Here is a 21,276-nt window from a genome sequence, read left to right as displayed (position 1 = left end):
TTAGGTAAACCTAACCAATCTCGCAGGAGGCCGTGATGGCAGAGCGCCCGGGACGTAAGCCGCGCAGGGCCCATACCGCCCAGGTTGTGCGCACCGAACGCCTCACCCCGCACATGCAGCGTGTGGTGCTGGGCGGCGAGGGCCTCGCCGGATTCGCCGCGGACACCTGCACCGACCACTACGTGAAGCTGCTGTTCGGGCCGCCCGGCGTGACCTACCCCGAGCCCTTCGACCTCGAGCGCATCCGCGCGGAGTTCCCCCGCGAGCAATGGCCGGTGACCCGGACCTACACCGTGCGCGCCTTCGACCCGGAACACCGGGAACTGACCCTGGACTTCGTGATCCACGGCGACGAGGGCCTGGCCGGACCGTGGGCCACCCGCGTACGGCCCGGTGACCCGGTCCGCTTCATGGGCCCCGGTGGCGCCTACGCGCCCGCCCCGGACGCCGACTGGCACCTGCTCGCCGGCGACGAGAGCGCGCTGCCCGCGATCGCCCGCGCCCTGGAGACGCTGCCCGCCGGCGCCCGCGCGCACGCCTTCGTCGAGGTGTCCGGCCCCGAGGAGGAGCAGAAGATCGACTCCGAGGTGGAGGTCGTGTGGCTGCACCGCGGGACCCGCCCGGTCGGCGAGGCCCTGCTGGAGGCCGTACGGGCGCTGGACTTCCCGGCGGGCCGGCCGCACGCCTTCGTGCACGGCGAGGCGGGCTTCGTCAAGGAGCTGCGCCGGTTGCTCCGCATGGACCTCGGGATCCCGCGCGAGGATCTGTCGATCTCCGGCTACTGGCGGCTCGGCCACAACGAGGACGGCTGGCAGGCCTCCAAGCGGGACTGGAACGCCCGCATCGAGGCCGAGCAGGAGGGCGGCGCCGCCGCCGCGTGAGCCCTCCGCGCTCAGGGCGCCGTCTCGTTGATCCTGCCGAACGGGACGTGCACGCTGGGCGTGGTCCGGGACGTGCTCTCCAGGTGGGTCACCTGGTCGTCGAAGAAGATGTGCGGGTTCAGCACCTTCATGACCGCCCCCTTGTCTATGCCGCCGAGGAAGAAGGCGTCGTTGACCCGTACGCCCCACTCCTTGAGGCTGCGCACGGCACGCTCGTGCGCGGGCGCGTTGCGGGCGGTCACGATGGAGACGTGGACGCGCATCTCGTAGCCGGGATCGCTCCTGCGCCGCTCCTCCTCACGCAACTGGATGCGGTTCACCCCCGCGAGGAAGTCGCGCAGGGGCCCGGGGTCGTGCGGGGTGGCCGCGTTACGGGCCTCGTGCGCGCGGAACTCCTCCAGACCGCCGGACTGGAACACCTGCTCCGCGGCGTCGCTCGCGAGCACGCCGTCGAAGTCGAAGGCGATGCGCAGGTCCCGGTCGGCGGGGTCGTCCGCGTACGCCGACCCCAGCACATGCCCGGCCGGCAGCCCCGCGGCGACGGCCTCGCGCACGTCGCCCCCGTCGGCGGACAGGAACAGGGACATGTTCAGCGCCGTCATGAACGGATACGGGGAGCGTCCCTGACGGAAGATGGCCCGGCTGATCGGCAGGCCGTGCGCCTGGATCGACCGCATGACCCGCAGGCCGGTGTCGGGGTCGTTGCGGGAGAGGATGATCACCTCGACGAGCGGGTCTCCGGGCTCGCTCAGGTCGTTCAGGGACAAGAGCCGCCGGACGAAGGCGAAGGCCACCCCCGGGCGGAGCGTGCGGTCGACGTTCTCCTCCTGGTGGGCCCGGTAGGCCTCCTCCCCCTGCTCCCGGAACACCGCGTCCGACTCCCGCAGATCGAACAGGGCACTGGAGGCCACCCCGACGACAAGTCGGTCGGCGAGCTCGAACACCGGCATGCGGGACACCCAGGGACGACGGGAAACGACCCGTCATCATGACACGGCCCGCCTCGCACCCGCGGTCGATGCCCGAGGCCTGCCCGCCCCGCGGGCCGCGCCGGCCGTCAGTCGCCGCGCACGCGGGCGTGGAAGTGCATGTCGTGCCAGCCGTCCCGGTGCAGCAGGGCGCTGCGCTTGGTGCCCTCCAGGGCGAAGCCGGCCTTCTCGGCGACCCGACAGGAGGCCGGGTTGGCGGTGGCGTGGAAGAGTTCGAGCCGGTGGAAGCCGATGTCCTCGAGGGCCCAGCGGCTCAGGGCGGTGGCGGCGCGGGCCGCGACACCCCGGCCGCGCGCCCGGGCGACCGTCCAGTAGGCGACCTCGGCGACACCGTCACCGAGCAGGATCTGACGCAGCGCGACCCGGCCCCGCAACACGTCCGTCGCCTCGTCCACGACCGCCCACTGGACCTCTCGCTCGCCCTCCCACGCCGCCCGCCACTGCGCGATCCAGCCGGCGGCCTCCTCCTCGGAGTCGCAGGACCTGATGTGCCACTGGTGGAGGGAGGGGTCCTGGAAGGCGGCGTGGACGGCGGGCGCGTCCCCGGGCCGCCAGGGGCGCAGCAGGAGGCCGTCGCCGGTGGGAAGGACCGGCTGGGGGGTACGGGCGAGGGTCCCGGGAGGCAGCACCGGGCTGGTGAGGAACGGCATGATCCACATCCTGCCCACCGCGGGGCCCGTCCCACACCGGTTCGGCACGCACCGCCCCCCTCGTACCCTGGGAGCCGATGAGACGCCGTACCCCGCCGCCGCCCGCCCCGCTCCCCCAGCGCGACGGGGTCGACCCCGTGCGGGTGCGGCTCCCCATGGACGGGGCGTGGGCCACCGTGCGCGAGCACCTGGTGGAGCGGCTGACGGGGGCCGGGCCCGGCGTCGTCGAGGGGATGTTCGACGCGGGGCTGATCGTCGGCGCCGACGGACGGCCGGTGGCGCCGGGCGCGCCGTACGAGCCGGGGATGTACGTGTGGTTCCACCGGGAGCTGCCCCCCGAGGTGCCGGTGCCGTTCCCGGTGGAGGTGGTGTACCGGGACGCGCACATCGTCGTGGCCGACAAGCCGCACTTCCTGGCCACCACCCCGCGCGGCTCGCACGTCGCGCAGACCGCGCTGGCCCGGCTGCGGCACGAATTGGGCATCCCGACGCTGTCGGCCGCGCACCGCCTGGACCGGCTGACGGCCGGTCTGGTGCTGTTCACGGTGCGGCCCGAGGAGCGCGGCGCGTACCAGTCGCTGTTCGCCGACCGGCTGGTCCGCAAGGAGTACGAGGCGATCGCGCCCCACGACCCCGCGCTGCGCCTCCCCCGCACCGTGCGCAGCCGGATCGTGAAGGAGCGTGGAGTGCAGGCGGCGCGCGAGGTCGAGGGCGAGCCCAACGCCGAGACGTACGTGGAACTCGCCGCCCACCGGGAACGGCTGGCCCGGTACCGGCTTCTCCCGGCGACCGGGCAGACGCATCAGCTGCGGGTGCACCTGAACACGCTGGGCGTGCCCATCCTCGGCGACCCGCTGTACCCGGAGGTGACCGGCCCGGTGCCGCCCGGCGATTTCCGGCGCCCGCTGCAACTGCTGGCGCGCAGGCTGGCGTTCACCGATCCGGTCACCGGGGCGGAGCACGCGTTCGTCAGCGGCCGCGTGCTCCGCGCCTGGTCGTCGTACGACACCTGGGCCGGCGGCGAACAGCCCTAGGTCACTCGCCGCGCCACCAGTGCAGCAGCCGCTGCCAGACGCCCTTGGGCCGGGCCGGTGCGGCCGCCGCGGGGACGAAGTCCGGCGCGGGGCGCTGGGCGGGCAGCGGTTCGGCGGCCGGGGCGGGGTCGCTGCTCAGGGTGCCGACCTGCCAGTCGGCGCGCTGCTGCGGCAGGGGCATGGCCCGCGGCGGCAGGTCGACGTCCTGCTGCGGCTTGGGTTCGAACCGCACCGGCAGCGCCACCAGGTGCCGGGACGCGATGGACGCCCGCCACTGAAGGTCGTCCTCCGCGCAGTCGAGCTGGACGTCCGGCAGCCGGGTCAGCAGGGCGTCGACACCGACGTCGGCGATGGCACGGCCGATGTCCTGGCCGGGGCACTCGTGCGGGCCGCCGCCGAAGGCCAGGTGGGACCGGTTGCCCTGCATGCCCGCCGACAGGTCCGGGCGGACGCGCGGGTCGAGGTTGCCCGGGGCGGGCGCGAAGAGCAGCCCGTCGCCCTTGCGGATGCGCTGCCCTCCCAGCTCGGTGTCCTGCTTGGCGTAGTAGCCGAGGACCGTGCTGAACGGCGGTTCGTCCCACAGCGACTGCTCGATCGCCTCGGGCACGGTCATCTGGCCGCCGTTGAGCTGGGCGCGGAAACCCGGCTCGGTGAGGACCATCCGCAGCGCGTTGGCGAGCAGGTTGGCGGTGGCCTCGTAGGCCGCGAACAGGACGAGGCGCAGATGTTCGCGCACCTCGTCGTCGCCGAGTCCGGCCGGGTGGGTGATGAGGTGACTGGTGAAGTCGTCCTCGGGCCGGGCGCGGCGCCGGGTGGTGAGCCGGCTCAGCGCGTCCATGACGTAGGTGTGGCTCTGGATGGCGGTCTCGGTGCCCTTGAGCGCGTCCCGGGCGGCCTGCACCATCCGGTCGTTGTACTCCTCGGGCATGCCGAGGATCTCGCACAGGACGGCCATCGGCAGGTGCTCGGCGAACTGCGAGACCAGGTCGGCCCGGCCCCGCTCGCAGAAGCTGTTGACCAGGGCCTGCGTGGAGCGGCCGATGTGCCGGCGGACGCTGCGGTGGTCGATGGTCGACATGGCCGCGGTGACGGCGGCCCGCAGCCGCTGGTGCTCGTCGCCCTCGGCGTGCGAGCAGATCGGCTGCCAGGCGATGTGCGGCATGAGCGGGTGGTCGGGCTTGACCTCGCCGTCCAGCAGCGGCGTCCAGATACGGCTGTCGCGGGTGTACTGCGAGGGACTGCGCACGAGTTGCAGGTTCTCGGCGTGCCCGAGGACCACCCACATCGGTACGTCGTCGTGGAGCAGTACGGGGGCCACGGGGCCGTGCTGGTCGCGCAGCCGCTCGTAGAGGTCGCCGAGGTCCTCGGCGTCGGGGCCGTAGAGCCGGTGCAGTCCCCCGGGGCCGAGCCCGTGCGCCGGGCAGCCGGGCGGCGGGCCGGGGGTGGGGTCTGTGCCGGTGAGGGATTGGGGTTCAGGCGTCACAGTGATCGCTCCGGAACGGATGGAGGGGGGTCGGTCGGCCGCGGGTCAGGTGAGGGCACCGGACATGGCCAGGGAGTGCAGGAAGCGCATGAGCGTCATGAGCACGTCCTTGCTGGAGGCGCGGCGGCGCACGTCGCACTCGATGATCGGGATCTCCGGGGACAGGTCGAGCGCGGTGCGCAGTTCCTCCACGGGGTAGCGAGGCCCGTCGGGGAAGGAGTTGACGGCGACGACGAACGGCACGCCGCGCTCCTCCAGCCGGCCCATGACGTCGAAGCTGACTTCCAGGCGCCGGGTGTCGACCAGGACGACCGCGCCGAGGGCGCCTTCGAACAGGCCGTTCCACAGGAACCAGAAGCGCTCCTGGCCGGGGGTGCCGAAGAGGTAGAGCACCAGCTTGTCGGTGATGCTGATGCGGCCGAAGTCCATGGCCACGGTGGTGGCCGTCTTGGAGTCGGAGCCGTAGTTGTCGTCGACGCCGATGCCGGCCTGGGTCATGGTCTCCTCGGTGGTCAGCGGCCTGATCTCGCTGACCGAACCGACCATGGTGGTCTTGCCGACGCCGAAACCGCCCACGATCACCAGCTTCACCGCGGCCTGCGCCGTGTGCGGCAGGTGGTCCTCGGTGCGCGGGCCGGGGAGCGTGTCAGAGCCGTTGAAGTCCATGCATCACCGCTTCGAGGAGTGAACGGTCGGGGAGCGCCTGGCGGACGATCGGGGCGCGCGCCTGCACCAGTTCGGCCGCGATCAGCTCGGTGATCAGTACGGTCATCGCGCTGAACGGCAGTTGGAGATAGGCCGAGAGCTCGGCCACGGACAGGGGGGCCGCGCAGAGCCGGAGCACCGCCGACTCCTCGGGTGACGCGGCCGGCTGGGGTGCGGAACGCGCCACGATCAGCGTCACGAGGTCGAGTTCGGCCCGTGCGCCGTCCACGGATCCGGCGATGGTGTACAGCCGCTCGGGGTTCCTGGGCGGCGCCTGGCCGCCCGCAGGCTGGGGGGACGGTGGGGGCGGAGGCGGGGGCGGCAGGTGCTGTCGCTGGTGCTGCGGCTGGCGCCGTTTGCGTCGTGGAGGTGTCATACGGTCTGCCCGTTCCGCCGGGGCGGACTGGTGAGATGGGCGCCGATCCGGACGACGAGGTCACGCATCATGCCGCTCATCCGGCCCGGCTCGCAGGTCACGTCGGCGAGTACGGCGAGGTAGGCGTTGGCGCCGGCGTTCATCAGGTAGAAGTAGCCGCCCTCGATCTCGATGACGACGACCTTCATGTCCCCGGCGCCGGGGATCTCCTGGATGATGGCGCCGGCCAGGCTCTGCACGCCCGCGCAGGCGGCGGCCACCCGGTCCGCGGCGTCGGGGTCGCCGCCGTAGCGGGCGATACGCAGTCCGTCGGCGGACAGCACCACGATCATCTCGATGCCCGGCACGCCGTCGTTGAGCTGCTTGAGCATCCAGTCCAGGTTCGCTCGCTGCTGGATCACTTGAGAGTCCCCTCGTCGTCGGCCTCGGTGGCCCCCTCGATGGGGTCGTCCGAATCGTTGAGCAGGTGCACGTACTTGGTGGGGTTGAGCGTGAAGTCGGTCAGCTCGGAGGCGGTGGCGTCCTCGGGCATGCCCTTGCGCAGGCCGTCCCAGAAGGCCTCCATCCACATGCCGGGCGGCCGGTCCATGAGCTTCTTGCGCTCGGGGTCGATCTCGGGCTCGGGTTCCGGCTCGGCCCGGGTCTGGGACCAGATGGTCGGCCTGCCCTCGCGCTCGGCGCGTTCGATGGCGGCCTGCTCGGCGTACCGCTGGGTCAGCGAGGTCTTCACCCGGCTGCGGCGCTGGGGCAGGCCGCCCGCGGTCCACTCGGTGACCTCCGGGACGTCGTCCTCCATGGAGATGCCGGCCGGGATCTTGGGGCTGGTGGGGCGGCGGCGCTTCGGCGGGCGCTTGGGGCCTTCCACGGCGCCGAGTTCGGCCTGGGGCACGCCGGTGGCACCGATGCCGTGCGCGGCGCCGACGCCGGGCTCGGTGGTGGTCATGACGCGCGGGATGATGAGGATCGCGCGGACACCGCCGTAGGCGGAGGCACGCAGCGAGACCTCCATGTCGAAGTGCTTGCAGAGTCGGCCGACGACGGCGAGGCCGAGGCGCGGGTTCTCGCCGAGGTTCTGCGCGTCGTCGCCGTTCTTGGCGTCCTCGATCATCTGCTCGATGCGCGCGCGGGACTCCTCGCTGAGGCTGACACCGGCGTCCTCGATCTCGACGGCGATACCGGCCTGCACCTCGGCGGCGGTGACGCGCACCTTGTTCGTGGGCGGCGAGTAGCGGGTGGCGTTGTCGAGGAGTTCGGCGGCGGCGTGGATGACCGGCTCGACGGCGGTGCCCTTGATGTTGATGTTGACGATGGAGCTCAGCTCGATGCGCCGGTACTCGAGGATGCGGGACATGGCGCCGCGCAGCACGCTGTAGAGGGAGACCGGCAGCGGCCACTGGCGGCCGGGGCGGCCGCCGCCGAGGACGGAGATGGTGTCGGCGAGCCGGCCGATCAGCGAGGTGCCGTGGTCGAGGCGGAGGAGGTCGTCGAAGACCTCGGGGTTGCGGCCGTGGTCCTCCTCCATCTCCCGCAGTTCCTTGGCCTGCTGGTGGACGATGGCCTGGACGCGGCGGGCGATGCTCACGAAGGAGCGTTCGGTGGCGTCGCGCATCGAGATCTCGTGGTCGGCGCCGCGCAGCGAGACGCGGAACATCTCGCGGTACGACTCGTGCAGTCCGCGCAGTTCGGGGTCGACGTCGTAGACGTTGGTCAGCACGTCCCGCAGCGGTTCGCCGGCGCGCAGCCGGAGCAGGCCGGTCGGGATGATGTCCGTGGCGAATCGGGTGATCAGGTCGTCGTGGGCGGCTAGCCGGTGTTCCAGATACGCGCGGTGACGGGCGTGCTCGGCCCTGGTCTCGCGGAGGATGCGGCCCCGGCGGGCGGCCTCCGCGCCGGTGACGAGCACCAGCAGCACCGCCAGCGCCCCGCACAGGCCGACGGCGAGCCGGGCCGGCGCCGGCACCAGGGCCACGGCGACCGCGCTCGCGGCGGCCATCACTATGGCCGGCGGCAACATGACGCGCGCATAGGGACGTTCACGGCGACCGGGAGGCTTCTGAACACTCACCATGGATGCCTTCTGAGACGAATCGGCTGGGTGTCGGGGGAGCGTGGGAGGGGAAGGTTCATGGAACTGACGGGATCTTCGGGAGATTTGGGAACAGGCGCCCGAATTCACCTCAACCCGGTGCGCCGCGGGCGAGCTTAGTCCGACCGGATCATCGCTGTGTCATATTCGGCAAGCACCGGAAATCCCTTGCGCGACAGGAGTACGCTCAGCTCCATTTACACGCACGGCTCCCATTCGAACACGTTCGGTCACCGAGAATGGACATACGAAAGTCACTCACCGTGATGAGTGAAAAGGCGTTTGGCGCGTGACGAAACACGGCCCCCGCCCGGCGGATCCGCTCCCCTCGCGAAGGGGGCGCATCCACCGGGCGGGGGCCCGGAGTTCACACCGTGCGGCGGCCGGTGGCCGCCTCCCGCTCAGCCCACCGACGAGTAGGCGACGACACCCCGCAGCACCTGCTCGACGGCCTTGCGCGCCGTCTTCGCCACGGTCGAGCCCTCGGTCGGAGCGGCCGCCGAGATCTGCCCGAGCACGTCGATCACCTGCTTGCACCAGCGCACGAAGTCGCCCGCCGGCATGTCCGCCTCCCGCAGCACCTCGTCGAGCGCCGTCCCGGAGGCCCACATGTACACGGCCCAGGCGAATCCCAGATCGGGCTCGCGCTGCCCCACACCCTCGGTCTGGCTGATGCGGAAGTCCTCCTCCAGGGCGTCCAGCCGGCCCCAGATCCGCACCATCTCACCCAGCGCGGCCTTCGCCTTGCCCGACGGCAGCTTCGGCGCCATCGCGTCGTCGCCGACCCGCGCCTCGTACACCAGCGCCGAGACGCACGCGGCCAGTTCGGCCGGGCTCAGGCCCTCCCAGACGCCCTCGCGCAGGCACTCGCTGGCCAGCAGGTCCAGTTCGCCGTACAGCCGGGCGAGCCGCTTGCCGTGCTCGGTGACCTCGTCGCCGCGCAGATAGTCCATCTCGGTCAGCAGGGCGACGATCCGGTCGAACGTCCGGGCGATCGTGTTCGTACGGCCCTCGATGCGGCGCTCCAGCTGCGAGGTGTCCCGCAGCAGCCGGTGATACCGCTCCGCCCAACGCGCGTGGTCCTCACGGTCGTTGCAGCCGTGGCAGGGATGCGCGCGGATCGCCGTCCGCAGCCGGGCGATCTCCCGGTCGTCCGCGGCCTGCGAGCGCTTCTTCCGGGCCCGGTCCGGCGGGATGTGCCCGGCCTTGGTCCGCAGCGCCGAGGCCAGATCCCGACGCGACTGCGGGGAGCGCGGGTTGAAGCTCTTCGGGATCCGCATCCGGTCCAGCGGCTCGACCGGCACCGGGAAGTCCATCGACGCCAGCCGCTTGACCTGCCGTTCGGCGGTCAGCACCAGCGGGCGCGGACCGTCGTGGTGGTCGAAGCCGCGATGCCCGTTGGAACGGCCGGCGGGCAGGCCCGGGTCCAGCACCAGCGCCAGGCCGGCGTACTTGCCGGTGGGCACATGGATCACGTCGCCCGGCTTGAGCTTCTCCAGGGCGACGGCGGCCTCGGCACGCCGCTCGTTCGCACCCTGGCGGGCCAGCTCCGTCTCCCGGTCCTTCAACTGGCGGCGCAGCTGCGCGTACTCCTCGAAGTCACCGAGGTGGCAGGTCATGGAGGCCTTGTAGCCCTCCAGGCCCTCCTCGTTGCGCTGCACCTGCCGGGAGATCCCGACGACCGACTTGTCGGCCTGGAACTGCGCGAAGGAGGTCTCCAGCAACTCCCGCGAGCGGTGCCGGCCGAACTGTTCGACCAGGTTGACCGCCATGTTGTACGACGGCTTGAAGCTGGAGCGCAGCGGGTACGTGCGCGTGCCCGCGAGACCGGCCAGGTGCTCGGGGCTCATGCCGCGCTGCCAGAGCACCACGGCGTGCCCCTCGACGTCGATGCCCCGGCGGCCGGCCCGGCCGGTCAGCTGGGTGTACTCGCCGGGCGTGATGTCGGCGTGCTGCTCGCCGTTCCACTTGACGAGCTTCTCCAGCACCACCGAACGGGCGGGCATGTTGATGCCGAGCGCGAGGGTCTCGGTCGCGAACACGGCCTTGACCAGACCGCGCACGAACAGCTCCTCGACGACCTCCTTGAACGTCGGCAGCATGCCCGCGTGGTGGGCGGCGATGCCCCGCTCCAGGCCCTCCAGCCACTCGTAGTAGCCGAGGACGTGCAGGTCCTCCGGCGCGATGTGCGCCGTGCGCTGCTCGACCAGGGCGCGGACCGTGTCCCGCGCCTCCTCGTCGTTGAGCCTCAGGCCCGCGTACAGGCACTGCTGGACCGCGGCCTCGCAGGCGGCGCGGCTGAAGATGAACGTGATCGCGGGCAGCAGGCCCTCGGAGTCCAGACGCTCGATGACCTCCGGGCGGCCCGGCGTCCACACCCGTGAGCGCTGCCGGCGCTCCCGCTCCCGGTCGGCCTCGCGCATCGCACGGCCGCGCCGGCGGTCCTGGTACGACGGCCGGGTGGCCTCCATGCGGGCGAGGCGGGCGAGATCGGGGTTGACGGCCTTCTTGTGGCCCTCGCCCTCCTCGAACAGGTCGTACATCCGCCGCCCGGCGAGCACGTGCTGGAACAGCGGCACGGGCCGGTGCTCGGAGACGATCACCTCGGTGTCGCCGCGGACGGTGTCCAGCCAGTCGCCGAACTCCTCGGCGTTGGACACGGTCGCCGACAGCGACACGAGGGTCACCGACTCCGGCAGGTGGATGATCACTTCCTCCCAGACGGCACCGCGGAAGCGGTCGGAGAGGTAGTGCACCTCGTCCATGACCACGTAGCCGAGGCCGAGGAGGGTCTGCGAGCCCGCGTACAGCATGTTCCGCAGGACCTCGGTGGTCATCACGACCACCGGCGCCTCGGAGTTCACGCTGTTGTCGCCGGTGAGCAGGCCGACCTTGTCGGCGCCGTAACGGCGGCACAGGTCGGCGTACTTCTGGTTCGACAGCGCCTTGATGGGTGTCGTGTAGAAGCACTTCTTGCCCTGCTGGAGGGCGAGGTGGACGGCGAACTCGCCCACGATCGTCTTGCCCGAGCCGGTGGGGGCGGCCACCAGCACGCCCTTCCCCGCCTCGAGCGCCTGGCAGGCCTCGATCTGGAAGGGGTCGAGGCCGAAGTCGTACATCTCGCGGAAGGACGCGAGCGCGGTGGCCTGCTCGGCTGCCCGCCTGCGGGCTGCCGCGTACCGCTCGGCCGGTGAGAGGTCCTCTGTCATCGTACTTTCGAGCGTACCGGGCCCCACTGACAACAGGACGATCATTATCGGGAACGGGGGCCGATCGACCGGAGAACACGGATGCCCCCGTCCCGGTGGGACGAGGGCATCGCACAGCGGTCCGGCGCGGCTCAGGTGACGTCGTCGTAGCCGTTGACCCGGTCCGTGCTCGCCTGCTCGGGCAGCACCCGGGCGGCCGGGACGGGCTCGACCGCCCCGATCTCCTCGGGCGTGAGGTCCAGCTCGGAGGCCTCGTCGTCACCGGGTCCGGCCGCGTCGCGGCGCAGCTTGCGGCGGTCGTTGAGCAGCGAGAAGCCGACGGCCCCGAAGTACAGCACCCAGATCGGTCCCGCGAGCGCCAGCATCGACAGCGGGTCGGTGCTCGGCGTGGCCACGGCCGCGAAGACGGTGATGCCGAGGATCATCGCCCGCCACCAGCCGAGCATCCGCCGGCCCGTCAGCACCCCGGTGAGGTTGAGCATGATCAGCAGCAGCGGCAGCTCGAAGGAGAGACCGAAGACGAGCACCATGCGGGTGACCAGCTGGAGCAGGTCGTCGAGCGGCAGCAGGTTCTTGATGTGGCCGTTCGGCGTGAAGTCGATCAGCACCTTCGCGGTGGTCGGCAGCACCTTGTACGCGAAGAACGCACCGCCGAAGAACAGCGGGGCGCCGGTGAAGACGAAGGCGTAGGCGTACTTCTTCTCGTGCTGGTGCAGACCCGGCGCGACGAACGCCCACAGCTGGTAGAGCCAGATCGGCGACGCGAGGACCACACCCGCCGTCAGCGAGACCTGCAGGGCCAGCGTGAAGGGCGCGAGCAGGCCGTTGATCGTGATCTCCGCGCAGGTGTGCTGGTCCGAGGACTTCGCCAGCTGCTCGAAGGTCTCCTGGCAACCCACCGAGTCGAGGATCGGCTTCGTCAGGAAGTTGATGATGTCGTTGTAGAAGAAGGCCGCGACGACCGTCACGATGACGATGGCCAGCATGGCCTTCGCGAGCCGGTTGCGGAGCTCACGAAGATGATCCGCGAGGGGCATCCGCCCCTCGGGATCTCTCTCCTTCTTGCGGGCAGGCTTGAGCAACCCACGTCCTCATCTCGTGCGGCGGGCCGGAGCGGTCCGGCCCTGCGTCAGCGCTGGGTGGAATCCGTCGGCTCGTTGACGGGACGCGAGCTGGTCACGTCGCCGGGGGACGCCTGGATGGTGCGCTGGGCCGGGGGCTGCTCGTTGGACGCGGGCGCCTGCTGGGAGGAGTTGCCCTCTTCCTTCATCGCCTTGGCCTCGCTCTTGAGGATGCGCGCGGACTTGCCGAGCGAGCGGGCCATGTCCGGAAGCTTCTTCGCGCCGAACAGCAGGATGATGACGACGAGGATGAGAATGATCTCGGGAGCTCCGAGCCTTCCGAACATAAGTCTTTACCTTCTCACCGAGGCGGCTGGGGGTGGGTGCTGTCCGACCCTTCGGACATGCGTCCGATGGTCGTGCTGTCAGCGATCGTAACGCTCAGGGGTAAACGTCAGGCAATCCCCGTGCGTACTCCCGGTCAGCGGCACGGGCCTCGTTCGCCGCACCACGACCAGCAGCGTACCTTTCCCGATGGGCAGCATGACAGGGCGAAGTGACGCAAACCGCTTGTGCCGCCCGCCTCACCCGTGCCCCCGCGACGGCTCAGAGCGCGTCCACCGCACGCGACGCGCTCGCCACGGACCGCTCCAGATCCTCGGCAGCCCGGTCGATACGGCTCGCCGAGGCCGCCACCTGCCGCCCCAGACGCCGCGCCTCCACGAAGACCCGGACGGCGAGCACCCCCAGAACGGCGAGACCCAGGAAACCCACGGCTACCGCGAACATCGGCCAGAACATGCCGCCGAGCCTAGACCGTCCCGCGCCGCCGGACGCAGCCGCCTACGCCGTGGAGTGCAGCCGCAGGGTGCGCACCCCGCCGCCGGTGAGCAGCTCCACGACACGCTCCCCCGCCGGCTTGCGGACCGCTGACCCGCACTCGGGGCAGGTGAAGGAGTAGAACGTCGTCCGGCTGCTCCCGCCGATCGCGAGCCGCAGGGCACTCGCCGCCAGTTCGAAACGGCCCCGGCAGTCCGGGCAGCCGGCTCTGAACAACACCGGGACCACTCTTCTCATCCCGGCGAAGGCCGCCGCCACCGTCATCTCACCCGCGCCCGACCCCGGAGACTCGCTCAAATCCCTCGCTCCTTCGTAGCTGGTCGCCGACGCCCGGGCCGCCGCGGCCGGTGCCGCCCCGCCGCGGCTCACTCCGGCCGCTCGTCCCCGCCGTCGGCACCCCGCGCCGCGACCGGCGGCACGTCGTACGCCGCCAGCGCCTCCCCGGCCGCCCTGCGGGCACTGTCGGCCAGCTCCGGCGGCGAGACGATCCTGCCGTCGCGGCCCAGCCGCAGCGCCAGCCGGCGCAGGGAGGCCGGATCGGGGGTCCGCAGAGTGATACGCAACCCGCCGTCCGGAAGCTCATCGGCACTGTCGTGCGGGTAGTACTCGGCGACCCAGCGACCGCCCGGACCGACCTCGACGACGACCTCCGGATCCTCGGCCGCCGGCTGCACCAGTGCCTCGGACAGATCGCGCAGCTCGATCTCGGGCGGCGCGGACGGCTCGTCGAGAATCCGGATCTCCGCGACCCGGTCCAGCCGGAAGGTGCGCCGGGCCTCCGAGCGGCGGCACCACGCCTCGACGTACGTGTGCCCGACACTGACCAGGCGGATCGGGTCGATCTCGCGCTCGGTGACCTCGTCACGGGCCGGTGAGTAGTAGCGGATCCACAGCCGGCGGCGCTCGGAGATCGCCCGGTCGACGTCGGCGAACACCCCGCCCTCGGACTCGAACGTCACCGACAGCCGGGAGCTGGCACCGGCCACCTCACCGGCCGCCGTCTCCACCTTCGCGGTGGCCCGCAGCAGGGCCTGGCGGTCGCCCTCGCGCAGCCCCGGCAGCGTCGAGACGGCACGGGCCGCCACCAGCAGCGCGGTGGCCTCGTCGGCGGCGAGCCGCAACGGCTCCGCCGCCTCCTCGCCCAGCGCCGCCGGGTTGTGCCACCAGATGCGCTCGCCGTCGGTGTCGATGTCCAGCAGATCCCCGCCGCGGAAACTGGTCCCGCACATCGGCAGCAGATCGAGGTCGGCGACCAGCTCGTCCTCACTGATGCCGAACGCACGGGCGACGTCCGCGATCCGGGCCCCCGGACGCTCCCGCAGATAGGTCACCAGGGAGAGCATCCGCCGGGTCTGGTCGATGGCGTTCACGGGCCTGGCCGGTTTGCCTGCCACTGTCCTGCTCCCCCTCAGCCCTTGGCCACGGCACGCAGCCGGTCCACCACGTCCGCCCGCAGCTCGGCCGGTTCCAGCACCACCACGTCGGGCCCGAACTCCACCAGCCAGGCGTCCAGACCGTGCCCGTACGGAATCTCCAACTCGTCCCAGCCGTCACCGAGTTCCCGCACCCCGACGGCCTTCGCCCGCAGGGGGTAACCAGCACCCGACCGCAGCCGGATCAGCGCCGAACGGTCCGCGATCTCCCCCGCCCAGCCCGCCACGGTCTCCCGCACGGTGACGACGTCGGGCACCGGCGCGGTGAAACCCGTCCCACGGGAGCGCACCCGGCCGGTGATCCGCGACAGCCGGAAGACACGCTCGGCGCCCCGGTCCCGGTCCCACCCCGCCAGATACCAGTGGCCGCGCCAGCACTCCAGCGCCCACGGCTCCACATGCCGCGGCTCCGGATGCACGGCGGAGGCCTTGCGGTAGTCGAACAGCACCGGCCGACGGTCCCGGCAGGCCAGCATCAACGGCTCGAAGGCCGCCTCGTGCACCGGGATGCGCGGCTCCAGCGCCCCGTGCGCCTCGTACGGATCGACGTCCTCCGGCAACCCCGCCGCGCGCAGCTTCTGCAGGGCACCGCTGGCCGCACCGGCCAGCCGGGCCTGCTGCCACACCTTCGCGGCCAGACCCAGGGCCGCGGCCTCCTCGGCGTCCAGGGTGATCGGCGGCAGCCGGTTGCTGTCCCGGCGCGCGAGATAGCCGACCTCGCCCTCGAGGTTCTCCACCGTCTCGATGACCAGGCCCAGCTCGCGCAGGTCGTCCTTGTCCCGCTCGAACATCCGGTTGAACGAGTCGTCACTCCCGGCTTCGAGATAGGCCTCAATGGACTCGCGCAGCTCACGCTTGCTGAGCGGCCGTCGTGTCCCGAGCAGACACAACGCGAGGTTCATCAGCCGCTCGGCCTTGGCAATGGCCATCGACGCCCTTCGCCTTCCCTATGGTGCTTCCGACCGATGACCGTACCGCTCCCAGGTGTCCGGACAAAAGCCGGACCAGGAAGGTGACCCCTCCTGATCGGCAAGCGGCAACGAAGAAGGGCCCGCGCGCACCGCACGGGCCCTCTTCCGACCGGATCCGGTCAGCGCCTGGTCACACCGACCAGGTCGCAGACGAAGATCAGCGTCTCACCCGGAGCGATGCGGCCACCCGCACCGCGGTCGCCGTAGGCCAGGTGCGCGGGGATGACCAGCTGACGGCGGCCACCCACCTTCATGCCCTGCACGCCCTTGTCCCAGCCCTGGATGACCTGGCCGACACCCAGCTGGAAGTCCAGCGGGGTACCGCGGTTCCAGGAGGCGTCGAACTCCTCACCGGTGGAGAACGCGACGCCCACGTAGTGGACCTTGACGAAGTCGCCGGCCGAGGCGACCTCGCCGTCGCCCTCCCAGATGTCCTTGATCTCGAGGTCCGCCGGGGGCTCGCCGCCCGGGAAGTCGATCTCGGGCTTCTCGATGCTCACGTCAAAAGCTCCTGCTTGTGTACGACACGAAACGCGGACAGTCTTTCATCCCCGCAGCTCTCCCGCCCGCCACGGACGCACCGCGCCGCTACATCGCGGCGAGGATGTCCACCGTGAACACCAGGGTGGAGTCCTTCTTGATGACCCCACCGCTCGGCGGGTTGTCGCCGTACCCCAGCTCCGGCGGCACCACGATCAGCACCCGGCTGCCGACCTTCTTGCCCGTCAGCCCCTGCGCCAGACCCTTCACCGTCTGCTGCATCTGCTCCAGCGAGAACTGGCTCAGCCGGCCCGAGCCGTACGTCCGCTGGAAGGTCTTCCCGCCCTCCCAGACCAGGCCCTGGAACTGGCACAGCACCGTCTGGTCGGCCTTCAGCTCCGGTCCGTCGCCCTCCAGCACATACACCGACGCCAGCTTCTTCGGCGGGTCCGACTTCGGCACCGTCACCTTGGGCACCTGCCCGTCGGTGTTCGTGCCCACCTTCGGCAGCGCCGGATCATCCTGCGCCACCGGCTTGCCCTGGGCGGAGCTCTTGGAGTTGAAGGACTCGATCAGATCGATCACGAACACCAGCGTGTCCGTCCCCTTGATCCCCGCGTCCGGCTGGCCCGCCTTGCCGTACCCCAGGTTCGGCGGCACCGCGATCTCCACCCGGCTGCCGGTCTTCTTGCCCGCCAGCGCATACCGCCAGCCGTCGATGATCGTCCCCTGCGCCAGCTGCATCAGCAGCGGACGCCCCCGGTCGTAGGAGTTGTCGAAGACCTTGGCGGTGTCCCAGATCTGGCCCAGGTAGTTCGCTTCGATGAAGTCGTTCTCCGCGATCGTCCGGCCACTGCCCGCGATCACCGTCCTCACCGCCAGGTTCGGCGACGGCTCCCCCGTCCCCTTCGCCACGGTCGGCTTCTCACCGAACTTCTTGCCCGCCGTGATCGCCGGCAACGGCCCGTCCACGATCTTCGGCGGCGGCGCGCTCGACACCGAGGGCGACGGCGAGGCGCCCTTGCTCGCGCCGGACTTGTCGTCACCGCAGGCGGAGAGCGTGACGAGTCCCGCGGGAAGGGCGGCGAGGAGGAGTGAACGTCGGCGCACGGAAGGCCTCGTAATCGGTCGATCTTGTGGTGGGCGTGCGCGCAACTCTACGACGTGAGAAGGGCGCCGTACGGTAAACGTACGGCGCCCGTGTGGCGTTCCGGCATTTCAGGGCCCAAACGCTTGACTCGCCCGCTTTTCGCTACATTCCGGCGATCAGCTTCTCCACCCGGTCGTCCACCGAACGGAACGGGTCCTTGCACAACACGGTCCGCTGCGCCTGGTCGTTGAGCTTCAGATGCACCCAGTCCACCGTGAAGTCCCTGCGCTGCTCCTGCGCCCGCCGGATGAAGTCACCGCGCAACCGCGCCCGAGTGGTCTGCGGCGGCACCGACTTGCCCTCGAAGATCTTCAAGTCGTTGCAGATCCTGGTGGCTTGCCCCTTCTTCTCCAGCAGGTAGTACAGACCACGACGACGGTGGATGTCGTGATACGCGAGGTCTATCTGCGCGACCCGCGGATGCGACATCGTCATGTTGTGCTTCGCCCGGTACCGCTCGATGAGCTTGTACTTCATCACCCAGTCGATCTCGGTCCCGATCCGGTCGAGCTCCTCCGTCTCGATCGCGTCCAGAGTGCGGCCCCACAGCTCCAGCACCTGCGCGACCGTACCCGTACGGATCCCGCGCCGGTCGCAGAAGTCCACGGCCTTGTCGAAGTACTCGCGCTGCACCTCCAGCGCCGACGCCTCCCGGCCGCTGGCCAGACGCACCTTGCGCCGGCCCGTGATGTCGTGACTGACCTCGCGGATCGCCCGGATCGGGTTCTCCAGCGTGAGGTCACGCATCACCGTGCCCGCCTCGATCATGCGCAGCACCAGATCGGTCGCCCCGACCTTCAGCAGCATGGTCGTCTCGGACATGTTCGAGTCGCCCACGATGACGTGCAGCCGGCGGTAGCGCTCGGCGTCCGCGTGCGGCTCGTCGCGGGTGTTGATGATCGGCCGGGAACGGGTCGTCGCCGAGGAGACGCCCTCCCAGATGTGCTCCGCGCGCTGGCTCACGCAGTACACCGCACCGCGCGGCGTCTGCAGCACCTTGCCCGCACCGCACAGCAGCTGCCTCGTCACCAGGAACGGAATGAGGATGTCCGCGAGCCGGGAGAACTCCCCGTGCCGTGCCACCAGATAGTTCTCGTGACACCCGTAGGAGTTGCCCGCCGAGTCGGTGTTGTTCTTGAAGAGGTAGACGTCGCCCGCGATTCCCTCCTCGTGCAGGCGTCGTTCCGCGTCCACCAGGAGTCCTTCGAGAATGCGCTCGCCGGCCTTGTCGTGGGTGACCAACTCGGTCACGTTGTCACATTCGGGTGTCGCGTATTCCGGATGCGATCCCACGTCGAGATAGAGCCGGGCGCCGTTCCGCAGAAAGACATTGCTGCTACGGCCCCATGACACGACACGGCGGAAGAGGTACCGCGCCACCTCGTCAGGCGACAGGCGGCGCTGTCCCCTGAACGTGCACGTGACGCCGTACTCGTTCTCCAGCCCGAAAATGCGGCGGTCCATGACTGAACATTACGCCCGATCCCCCGAGCTGAAACGGGGTTCGGCAGCACGATTTGGATCATTTTCCGATGAAGCCGCAACGACCGCGCCCCGCACGGGAGCTGCGAGGACCCGCCCCGTGGCCAGCAGGACCAGCAACGACACCGCCCCCGCGGCCCCCGGCAGCGCGAAACCCCACAGCGTGCCACCCGCCTGGACCACCGGCCCCGCCAGGCCCGTTCCCACCGACGCACCCACGGTGAACGTCGTCACAAGCCAGGAGAAAGCCTCGGTGACCGTCCCCGCCGGCGCGTGCCGGTCCACGATGATGAACGCACAGGCGATGCACGGCGCCAGGAACACACCCGACACCACACTCAGCAACACCATCGCCACCGCACCCGGCATCAGCATCAGCGGCAGGTAACACACCGCCAGAAGAGCCACCAGCACCCGCAGTCGCCGCTCCGGCACACCCGCCCACCGCCGGGCGCCGTACACCGTCCCGCCCGCCAGCGCCCCCAGCCCCAGCCCCGCCATCAGCCACCCGTACACCGCGTCCCCACCGTGACCGTCCGCGTACGACACCGACGCGACCGTGATGGAACCCAGCGCGATCCCCACGAACAGGAACGCCCCCAGCAGCGCCAGCAGCCCCGGCGAACGCAGAGCACCCAGCCAGTGCGCCTCCCGCGGAGCCGACCGCCACGCGCGCGAAGGCGGCGACACCACCACCGACAGCGCACCCAGCACACCCAGCAGGCTCAGCACCAGCAGAGCCGCCCGCTCGTCCCACACCGACACGCACACCGTCACCAGCAGCGGCCCGACCGTGAACATGATCTCCTGCGCCACCGCGTCCATCGCGTACGCCGTGTGCACCTGCTCCTCACGGCCCAGCACCGACGGCCACAGCGCCCGCAGACCGCCCTCCAGCGGCGGCGTGAACAGACCGGACGCCGCGACCGCCGCGTACGCCACCGGCAGCGGATCCGTCCCCGAGAAGGCGAAGACCGTCATCGCGAGCGCCGAGAGCACCGCCGCCGGAAACTGCACCCGCGGCTGCCCGTACAGGTCCACCAGCCGGCCCAGCACCGGCTGGCCCACGGCGTTCGCCACGCCGTACACCGCCGCCAGCGCGCCCGCGAGGCTGTACGTGCCCCCCTCCGCCCGCACGAACAGCACCAGGGCGATCGCGGCCGTCGCGTTGGGCAGTCGCCCCACCAGAGTGCCCGTGAGCAGCCGCAGCGCGTGCCGCGCCCGCAGGATCTCCAGGTATCCCGTGGCCATGTCCAGCCTCCAACGGCTCGCCCGGGACGCCTCGACGGCCCGAAGTGTTACGTATAACGTCCCCCGTCATACGTACCATGTGCGCAGTTCACCCGTCCAGACGACCGTGAGTGAGCCCCAGGACACCCCGACGGCGCACCACCAGAAGAGGAGCACGCCCACGGTGGCACGCAGCAGCACGCGCCCGACCAGCCGTGACGTCGCCCAGGCAGCCGGAGTCTCCCAGGCCGCCGTCTCCCTCGTCCTCGGCGACAAATGGCGCGGCCGAGTCTCCGAGACCACCGCCGAACGCGTCCGCGAAGCCGCCCGCGACCTCGGCTACCGCCCCAACCTCGCCGCCCGCAACCTCCGCCTCGGCCACACCCGCACCGTCCTCCTCGTCGTCCCCGCCCTCACCACCGAATTCTTCGCCGGCGTCTACACCGGCGCCGCACGCGTCGCCGCCGACCACGGCTTCGGCGTCGTCCTCTACCCCTCCCCCGAAGGCATCGGCCCCGCCCGCGACCCCTTCGCCTCCGCCCAGGCCGCCCTCGACGGCGTCATCGCCTCCTCCATGGCCGCCGACGCCCTCACCGCCATCCGCGGCGACCAACTCCCCCTCGTCATGCTCGACAGCGACCCCACCGGCAGCCTCGGCGCCGCCACCGTCAACCTCGACATCGCCGACGGCGTCCGCCAGGTCACCGACCACCTCCTCACCCTCGGCCACCGCGACGCCCTCCACCTCGCCGCCGACGTCCCCTCCTGGACCTTCGACGTACGCCGACAAGAACTCACGGCCCGCATCGCCGCCGCACCCGGCACCCACCTCCGCACCGCCCACGCCCCGATCTCCATCGAAGGCGCCCTCACCGCCACCACCACCGCACTCACCGCCCCCGGCCCCCGCCCCACCGCCATCGTCTGCGACGACGACAAACTCGCCGCCGGCGCCTACAAGGCCCTGCGCCGCCTCGGCCTGCGCATCCCCGACGACATCTCCGTCACCGGCCTCGACGACCTCGCCCTCGCCACCGCCCTCGACCCCGAACTCACCACCGTCCGACTCGACGCCGAACTCTTCGGCGAACGCGGCATGCACGCCCTCCTCGCCGTCCTGGACGGCCGCGAGCCCGACCGCCAGGACATCCCCGTCGAACTCGTCGTCCGCGGCTCCACAGCCCCGCCACGCACCCCCTGAACAGCCGCGTGCCCC

At 71.1% G+C, this 21,276-nt stretch carries 21 protein-coding genes; 3 read left to right on the top strand and 18 right to left on the bottom strand.

All coding sequences use genetic code 11. The features are described 5' to 3' along the window. Positions 1-35 precede the first annotated feature (35 nt). Positions 36-881, top strand: a complete 846-nt coding sequence (locus ACF08B_RS26370) for a siderophore-interacting protein (protein WP_392319683.1) — start codon at positions 36-38, stop codon at positions 879-881. 11 nt (positions 882-892) lie between these two features. Here the strand turns inward: ACF08B_RS26370 and ACF08B_RS26365 are convergent, their stop codons facing one another. Together ACF08B_RS26365 and ACF08B_RS26360 are read right to left on the bottom strand one after the other, a co-directional pair. Next, positions 893-1,831: a 5'-nucleotidase gene (locus ACF08B_RS26365; RefSeq protein WP_093479067.1), complete on the bottom strand. Its 939-nt coding sequence runs from the start codon at positions 1,829-1,831 to the stop codon at positions 893-895. A gap of 107 nt (positions 1,832-1,938) precedes the next feature. After that, positions 1,939-2,520 carry a GNAT family N-acetyltransferase gene (locus ACF08B_RS26360; RefSeq protein WP_392319682.1) on the bottom strand — a complete coding sequence of 194 codons (582 nt, stop codon included), beginning with the start codon at positions 2,518-2,520 and terminating at the stop codon, positions 1,939-1,941. Positions 2,521-2,597: 77 nt separating this feature from the next. Here ACF08B_RS26360 and ACF08B_RS26355 point away from each other — a divergent pair, with 77 nt between their 5' ends. Further along, on the top strand, positions 2,598-3,554 hold the full coding sequence (locus tag ACF08B_RS26355; RefSeq protein ID WP_392319681.1) for a pseudouridine synthase: 957 nt from the start codon (positions 2,598-2,600) through the stop codon (positions 3,552-3,554). 1 nt (position 3,555) lies between these two features. Here ACF08B_RS26355 and ACF08B_RS26350 read toward each other — a convergent pair whose 3' ends face one another. From ACF08B_RS26350 to ACF08B_RS26275, 16 genes are all read right to left on the bottom strand, one after another. Beyond that, entirely contained in the window at positions 3,556-5,037 is a 1,482-nt protein-coding gene (locus ACF08B_RS26350) for a cytochrome P450 (protein WP_392319680.1), read from the bottom strand. Between the two features lie 45 nt (positions 5,038-5,082). Further along, positions 5,083-5,703, bottom strand: a complete 621-nt coding sequence (locus ACF08B_RS26345) for an ATP/GTP-binding protein (RefSeq protein WP_392319679.1) — start codon at positions 5,701-5,703, stop codon at positions 5,083-5,085. Next, the gene (locus ACF08B_RS26340; RefSeq protein ID WP_392319678.1) at positions 5,684-6,118 is read right to left on the bottom strand and encodes a DUF742 domain-containing protein; all 435 of its coding nucleotides are present in this window, start codon (positions 6,116-6,118) and stop codon (positions 5,684-5,686) included. The genes ACF08B_RS26345 and ACF08B_RS26340 overlap by 20 nt, the downstream gene beginning before the upstream one ends. Then, positions 6,115-6,519, bottom strand: a complete 405-nt coding sequence (locus ACF08B_RS26335) for a roadblock/LC7 domain-containing protein (RefSeq protein WP_073899668.1) — start codon at positions 6,517-6,519, stop codon at positions 6,115-6,117. The genes ACF08B_RS26340 and ACF08B_RS26335 overlap by 4 nt, the downstream gene beginning before the upstream one ends. Then, complete coding sequence (locus tag ACF08B_RS26330) at positions 6,516-8,132, bottom strand: ATP-binding protein (protein ID WP_392319677.1); 1,617 nt, start codon at positions 8,130-8,132, stop codon at positions 6,516-6,518. Before ACF08B_RS26330 ends, ACF08B_RS26335 begins: the two co-directional genes overlap by 4 nt. A 473-nt stretch (positions 8,133-8,605) precedes the next feature. Further along, positions 8,606-11,458, bottom strand: a complete 2,853-nt coding sequence (locus ACF08B_RS26325; RefSeq protein ID WP_392319676.1) for a DEAD/DEAH box helicase — start codon at positions 11,456-11,458, stop codon at positions 8,606-8,608. A gap of 86 nt (positions 11,459-11,544) precedes the next feature. After that, positions 11,545-12,495, bottom strand: a complete 951-nt coding sequence (gene tatC, locus ACF08B_RS26320; protein WP_392319675.1) for a twin-arginine translocase subunit TatC — start codon at positions 12,493-12,495, stop codon at positions 11,545-11,547. Positions 12,496-12,542: 47 nt separating this feature from the next. Further along, a complete protein-coding gene (gene tatA, locus ACF08B_RS26315) occupies positions 12,543-12,821 on the bottom strand; it encodes a Sec-independent protein translocase subunit TatA (protein WP_093479055.1) in 279 nt (92 codons plus the stop codon). Positions 12,822-13,080: 259 nt separating this feature from the next. Beyond that, positions 13,081-13,275 (bottom strand): hypothetical protein, encoded by a 195-nt coding sequence (locus ACF08B_RS26310; RefSeq protein ID WP_073899678.1) that lies wholly within the window; start codon positions 13,273-13,275, stop codon positions 13,081-13,083. 42 nt (positions 13,276-13,317) lie between these two features. Next, positions 13,318-13,578, bottom strand: a complete 261-nt coding sequence (locus ACF08B_RS26305) for a hypothetical protein (RefSeq protein WP_392319805.1) — start codon at positions 13,576-13,578, stop codon at positions 13,318-13,320. Positions 13,579-13,679: 101 nt separating this feature from the next. Next, complete coding sequence (locus tag ACF08B_RS26300) at positions 13,680-14,708, bottom strand: helix-turn-helix transcriptional regulator (RefSeq protein ID WP_392319674.1); 1,029 nt, start codon at positions 14,706-14,708, stop codon at positions 13,680-13,682. A 14-nt stretch (positions 14,709-14,722) separates the two neighbouring features. Continuing rightward, positions 14,723-15,676 (bottom strand): helix-turn-helix transcriptional regulator, encoded by a 954-nt coding sequence (locus tag ACF08B_RS26295; RefSeq protein WP_392319673.1) that lies wholly within the window; start codon positions 15,674-15,676, stop codon positions 14,723-14,725. A 161-nt stretch (positions 15,677-15,837) separates the two neighbouring features. Further along, the gene (locus tag ACF08B_RS26290) at positions 15,838-16,218 is read right to left on the bottom strand and encodes an FKBP-type peptidyl-prolyl cis-trans isomerase (protein ID WP_073899684.1); all 381 of its coding nucleotides are present in this window, start codon (positions 16,216-16,218) and stop codon (positions 15,838-15,840) included. An 88-nt stretch (positions 16,219-16,306) separates the two neighbouring features. After that, a complete protein-coding gene (locus tag ACF08B_RS26285; RefSeq protein ID WP_392319672.1) occupies positions 16,307-17,308 on the bottom strand; it encodes an FKBP-type peptidyl-prolyl cis-trans isomerase in 1,002 nt (333 codons plus the stop codon). 142 nt (positions 17,309-17,450) lie between these two features. Further along, on the bottom strand, positions 17,451-18,812 hold the full coding sequence (pafA, locus tag ACF08B_RS26280; RefSeq protein ID WP_020938995.1) for a Pup--protein ligase: 1,362 nt from the start codon (positions 18,810-18,812) through the stop codon (positions 17,451-17,453). 9 nt (positions 18,813-18,821) lie between these two features. Beyond that, positions 18,822-20,081 carry an MFS transporter gene (locus tag ACF08B_RS26275; protein ID WP_392319671.1) on the bottom strand — a complete coding sequence of 420 codons (1,260 nt, stop codon included), beginning with the start codon at positions 20,079-20,081 and terminating at the stop codon, positions 18,822-18,824. Positions 20,082-20,244: 163 nt separating this feature from the next. On the opposite strand from ACF08B_RS26275, the gene ACF08B_RS26270 reads away from it, so the two are divergent. Continuing rightward, complete coding sequence (locus ACF08B_RS26270; RefSeq protein ID WP_392319670.1) at positions 20,245-21,261, top strand: LacI family DNA-binding transcriptional regulator; 1,017 nt, start codon at positions 20,245-20,247, stop codon at positions 21,259-21,261. Positions 21,262-21,276 lie beyond the last annotated feature (15 nt).

The sequence above is a fragment of the Streptomyces sp. NPDC015139 genome, from assembly GCF_043079785.1.
Taxonomy (GTDB): domain Bacteria; phylum Actinomycetota; class Actinomycetes; order Streptomycetales; family Streptomycetaceae; genus Streptomyces; species Streptomyces albidocamelliae.
This window is presented reverse-complemented; position numbering and strand designations above follow the sequence as displayed.

Coding starts and splice junctions, on each gene's coding strand:
- ACF08B_RS26370 (WP_392319683.1), top strand. CDS start 36: ATGGCAGAGCGCCCGGGACGTAAGCCGCGCAGGGCCCATACCGCCCAG.
- ACF08B_RS26365 (WP_093479067.1), bottom strand. CDS start 1,831: ATGCCGGTGTTCGAGCTCGCCGACCGACTTGTCGTCGGGGTGGCCTCC.
- ACF08B_RS26360 (WP_392319682.1), bottom strand. CDS start 2,520: ATGCCGTTCCTCACCAGCCCGGTGCTGCCTCCCGGGACCCTCGCCCGT.
- ACF08B_RS26355 (WP_392319681.1), top strand. CDS start 2,598: ATGAGACGCCGTACCCCGCCGCCGCCCGCCCCGCTCCCCCAGCGCGAC.
- ACF08B_RS26345 (WP_392319679.1), bottom strand. CDS start 5,703: ATGGACTTCAACGGCTCTGACACGCTCCCCGGCCCGCGCACCGAGGAC.
- ACF08B_RS26340 (WP_392319678.1), bottom strand. CDS start 6,118: ATGACACCTCCACGACGCAAACGGCGCCAGCCGCAGCACCAGCGACAG.
- ACF08B_RS26330 (WP_392319677.1), bottom strand. CDS start 8,132: ATGTTGCCGCCGGCCATAGTGATGGCCGCCGCGAGCGCGGTCGCCGTG.
- ACF08B_RS26325 (WP_392319676.1), bottom strand. CDS start 11,458: ATGATCGTCCTGTTGTCAGTGGGGCCCGGTACGCTCGAAAGTACGATG.
- tatA (WP_093479055.1), bottom strand. CDS start 12,821: ATGTTCGGAAGGCTCGGAGCTCCCGAGATCATTCTCATCCTCGTCGTC.
- ACF08B_RS26310 (WP_073899678.1), bottom strand. CDS start 13,275: ATGTTCTGGCCGATGTTCGCGGTAGCCGTGGGTTTCCTGGGTCTCGCC.
- ACF08B_RS26305 (WP_392319805.1), bottom strand. CDS start 13,578: ATGACGGTGGCGGCGGCCTTCGCCGGGATGAGAAGAGTGGTCCCGGTG.
- ACF08B_RS26295 (WP_392319673.1), bottom strand. CDS start 15,676: ATGGCCATTGCCAAGGCCGAGCGGCTGATGAACCTCGCGTTGTGTCTG.
- pafA (WP_020938995.1), bottom strand. CDS start 18,812: ATGGACCGCCGCATTTTCGGGCTGGAGAACGAGTACGGCGTCACGTGC.
- ACF08B_RS26275 (WP_392319671.1), bottom strand. CDS start 20,081: ATGGCCACGGGATACCTGGAGATCCTGCGGGCGCGGCACGCGCTGCGG.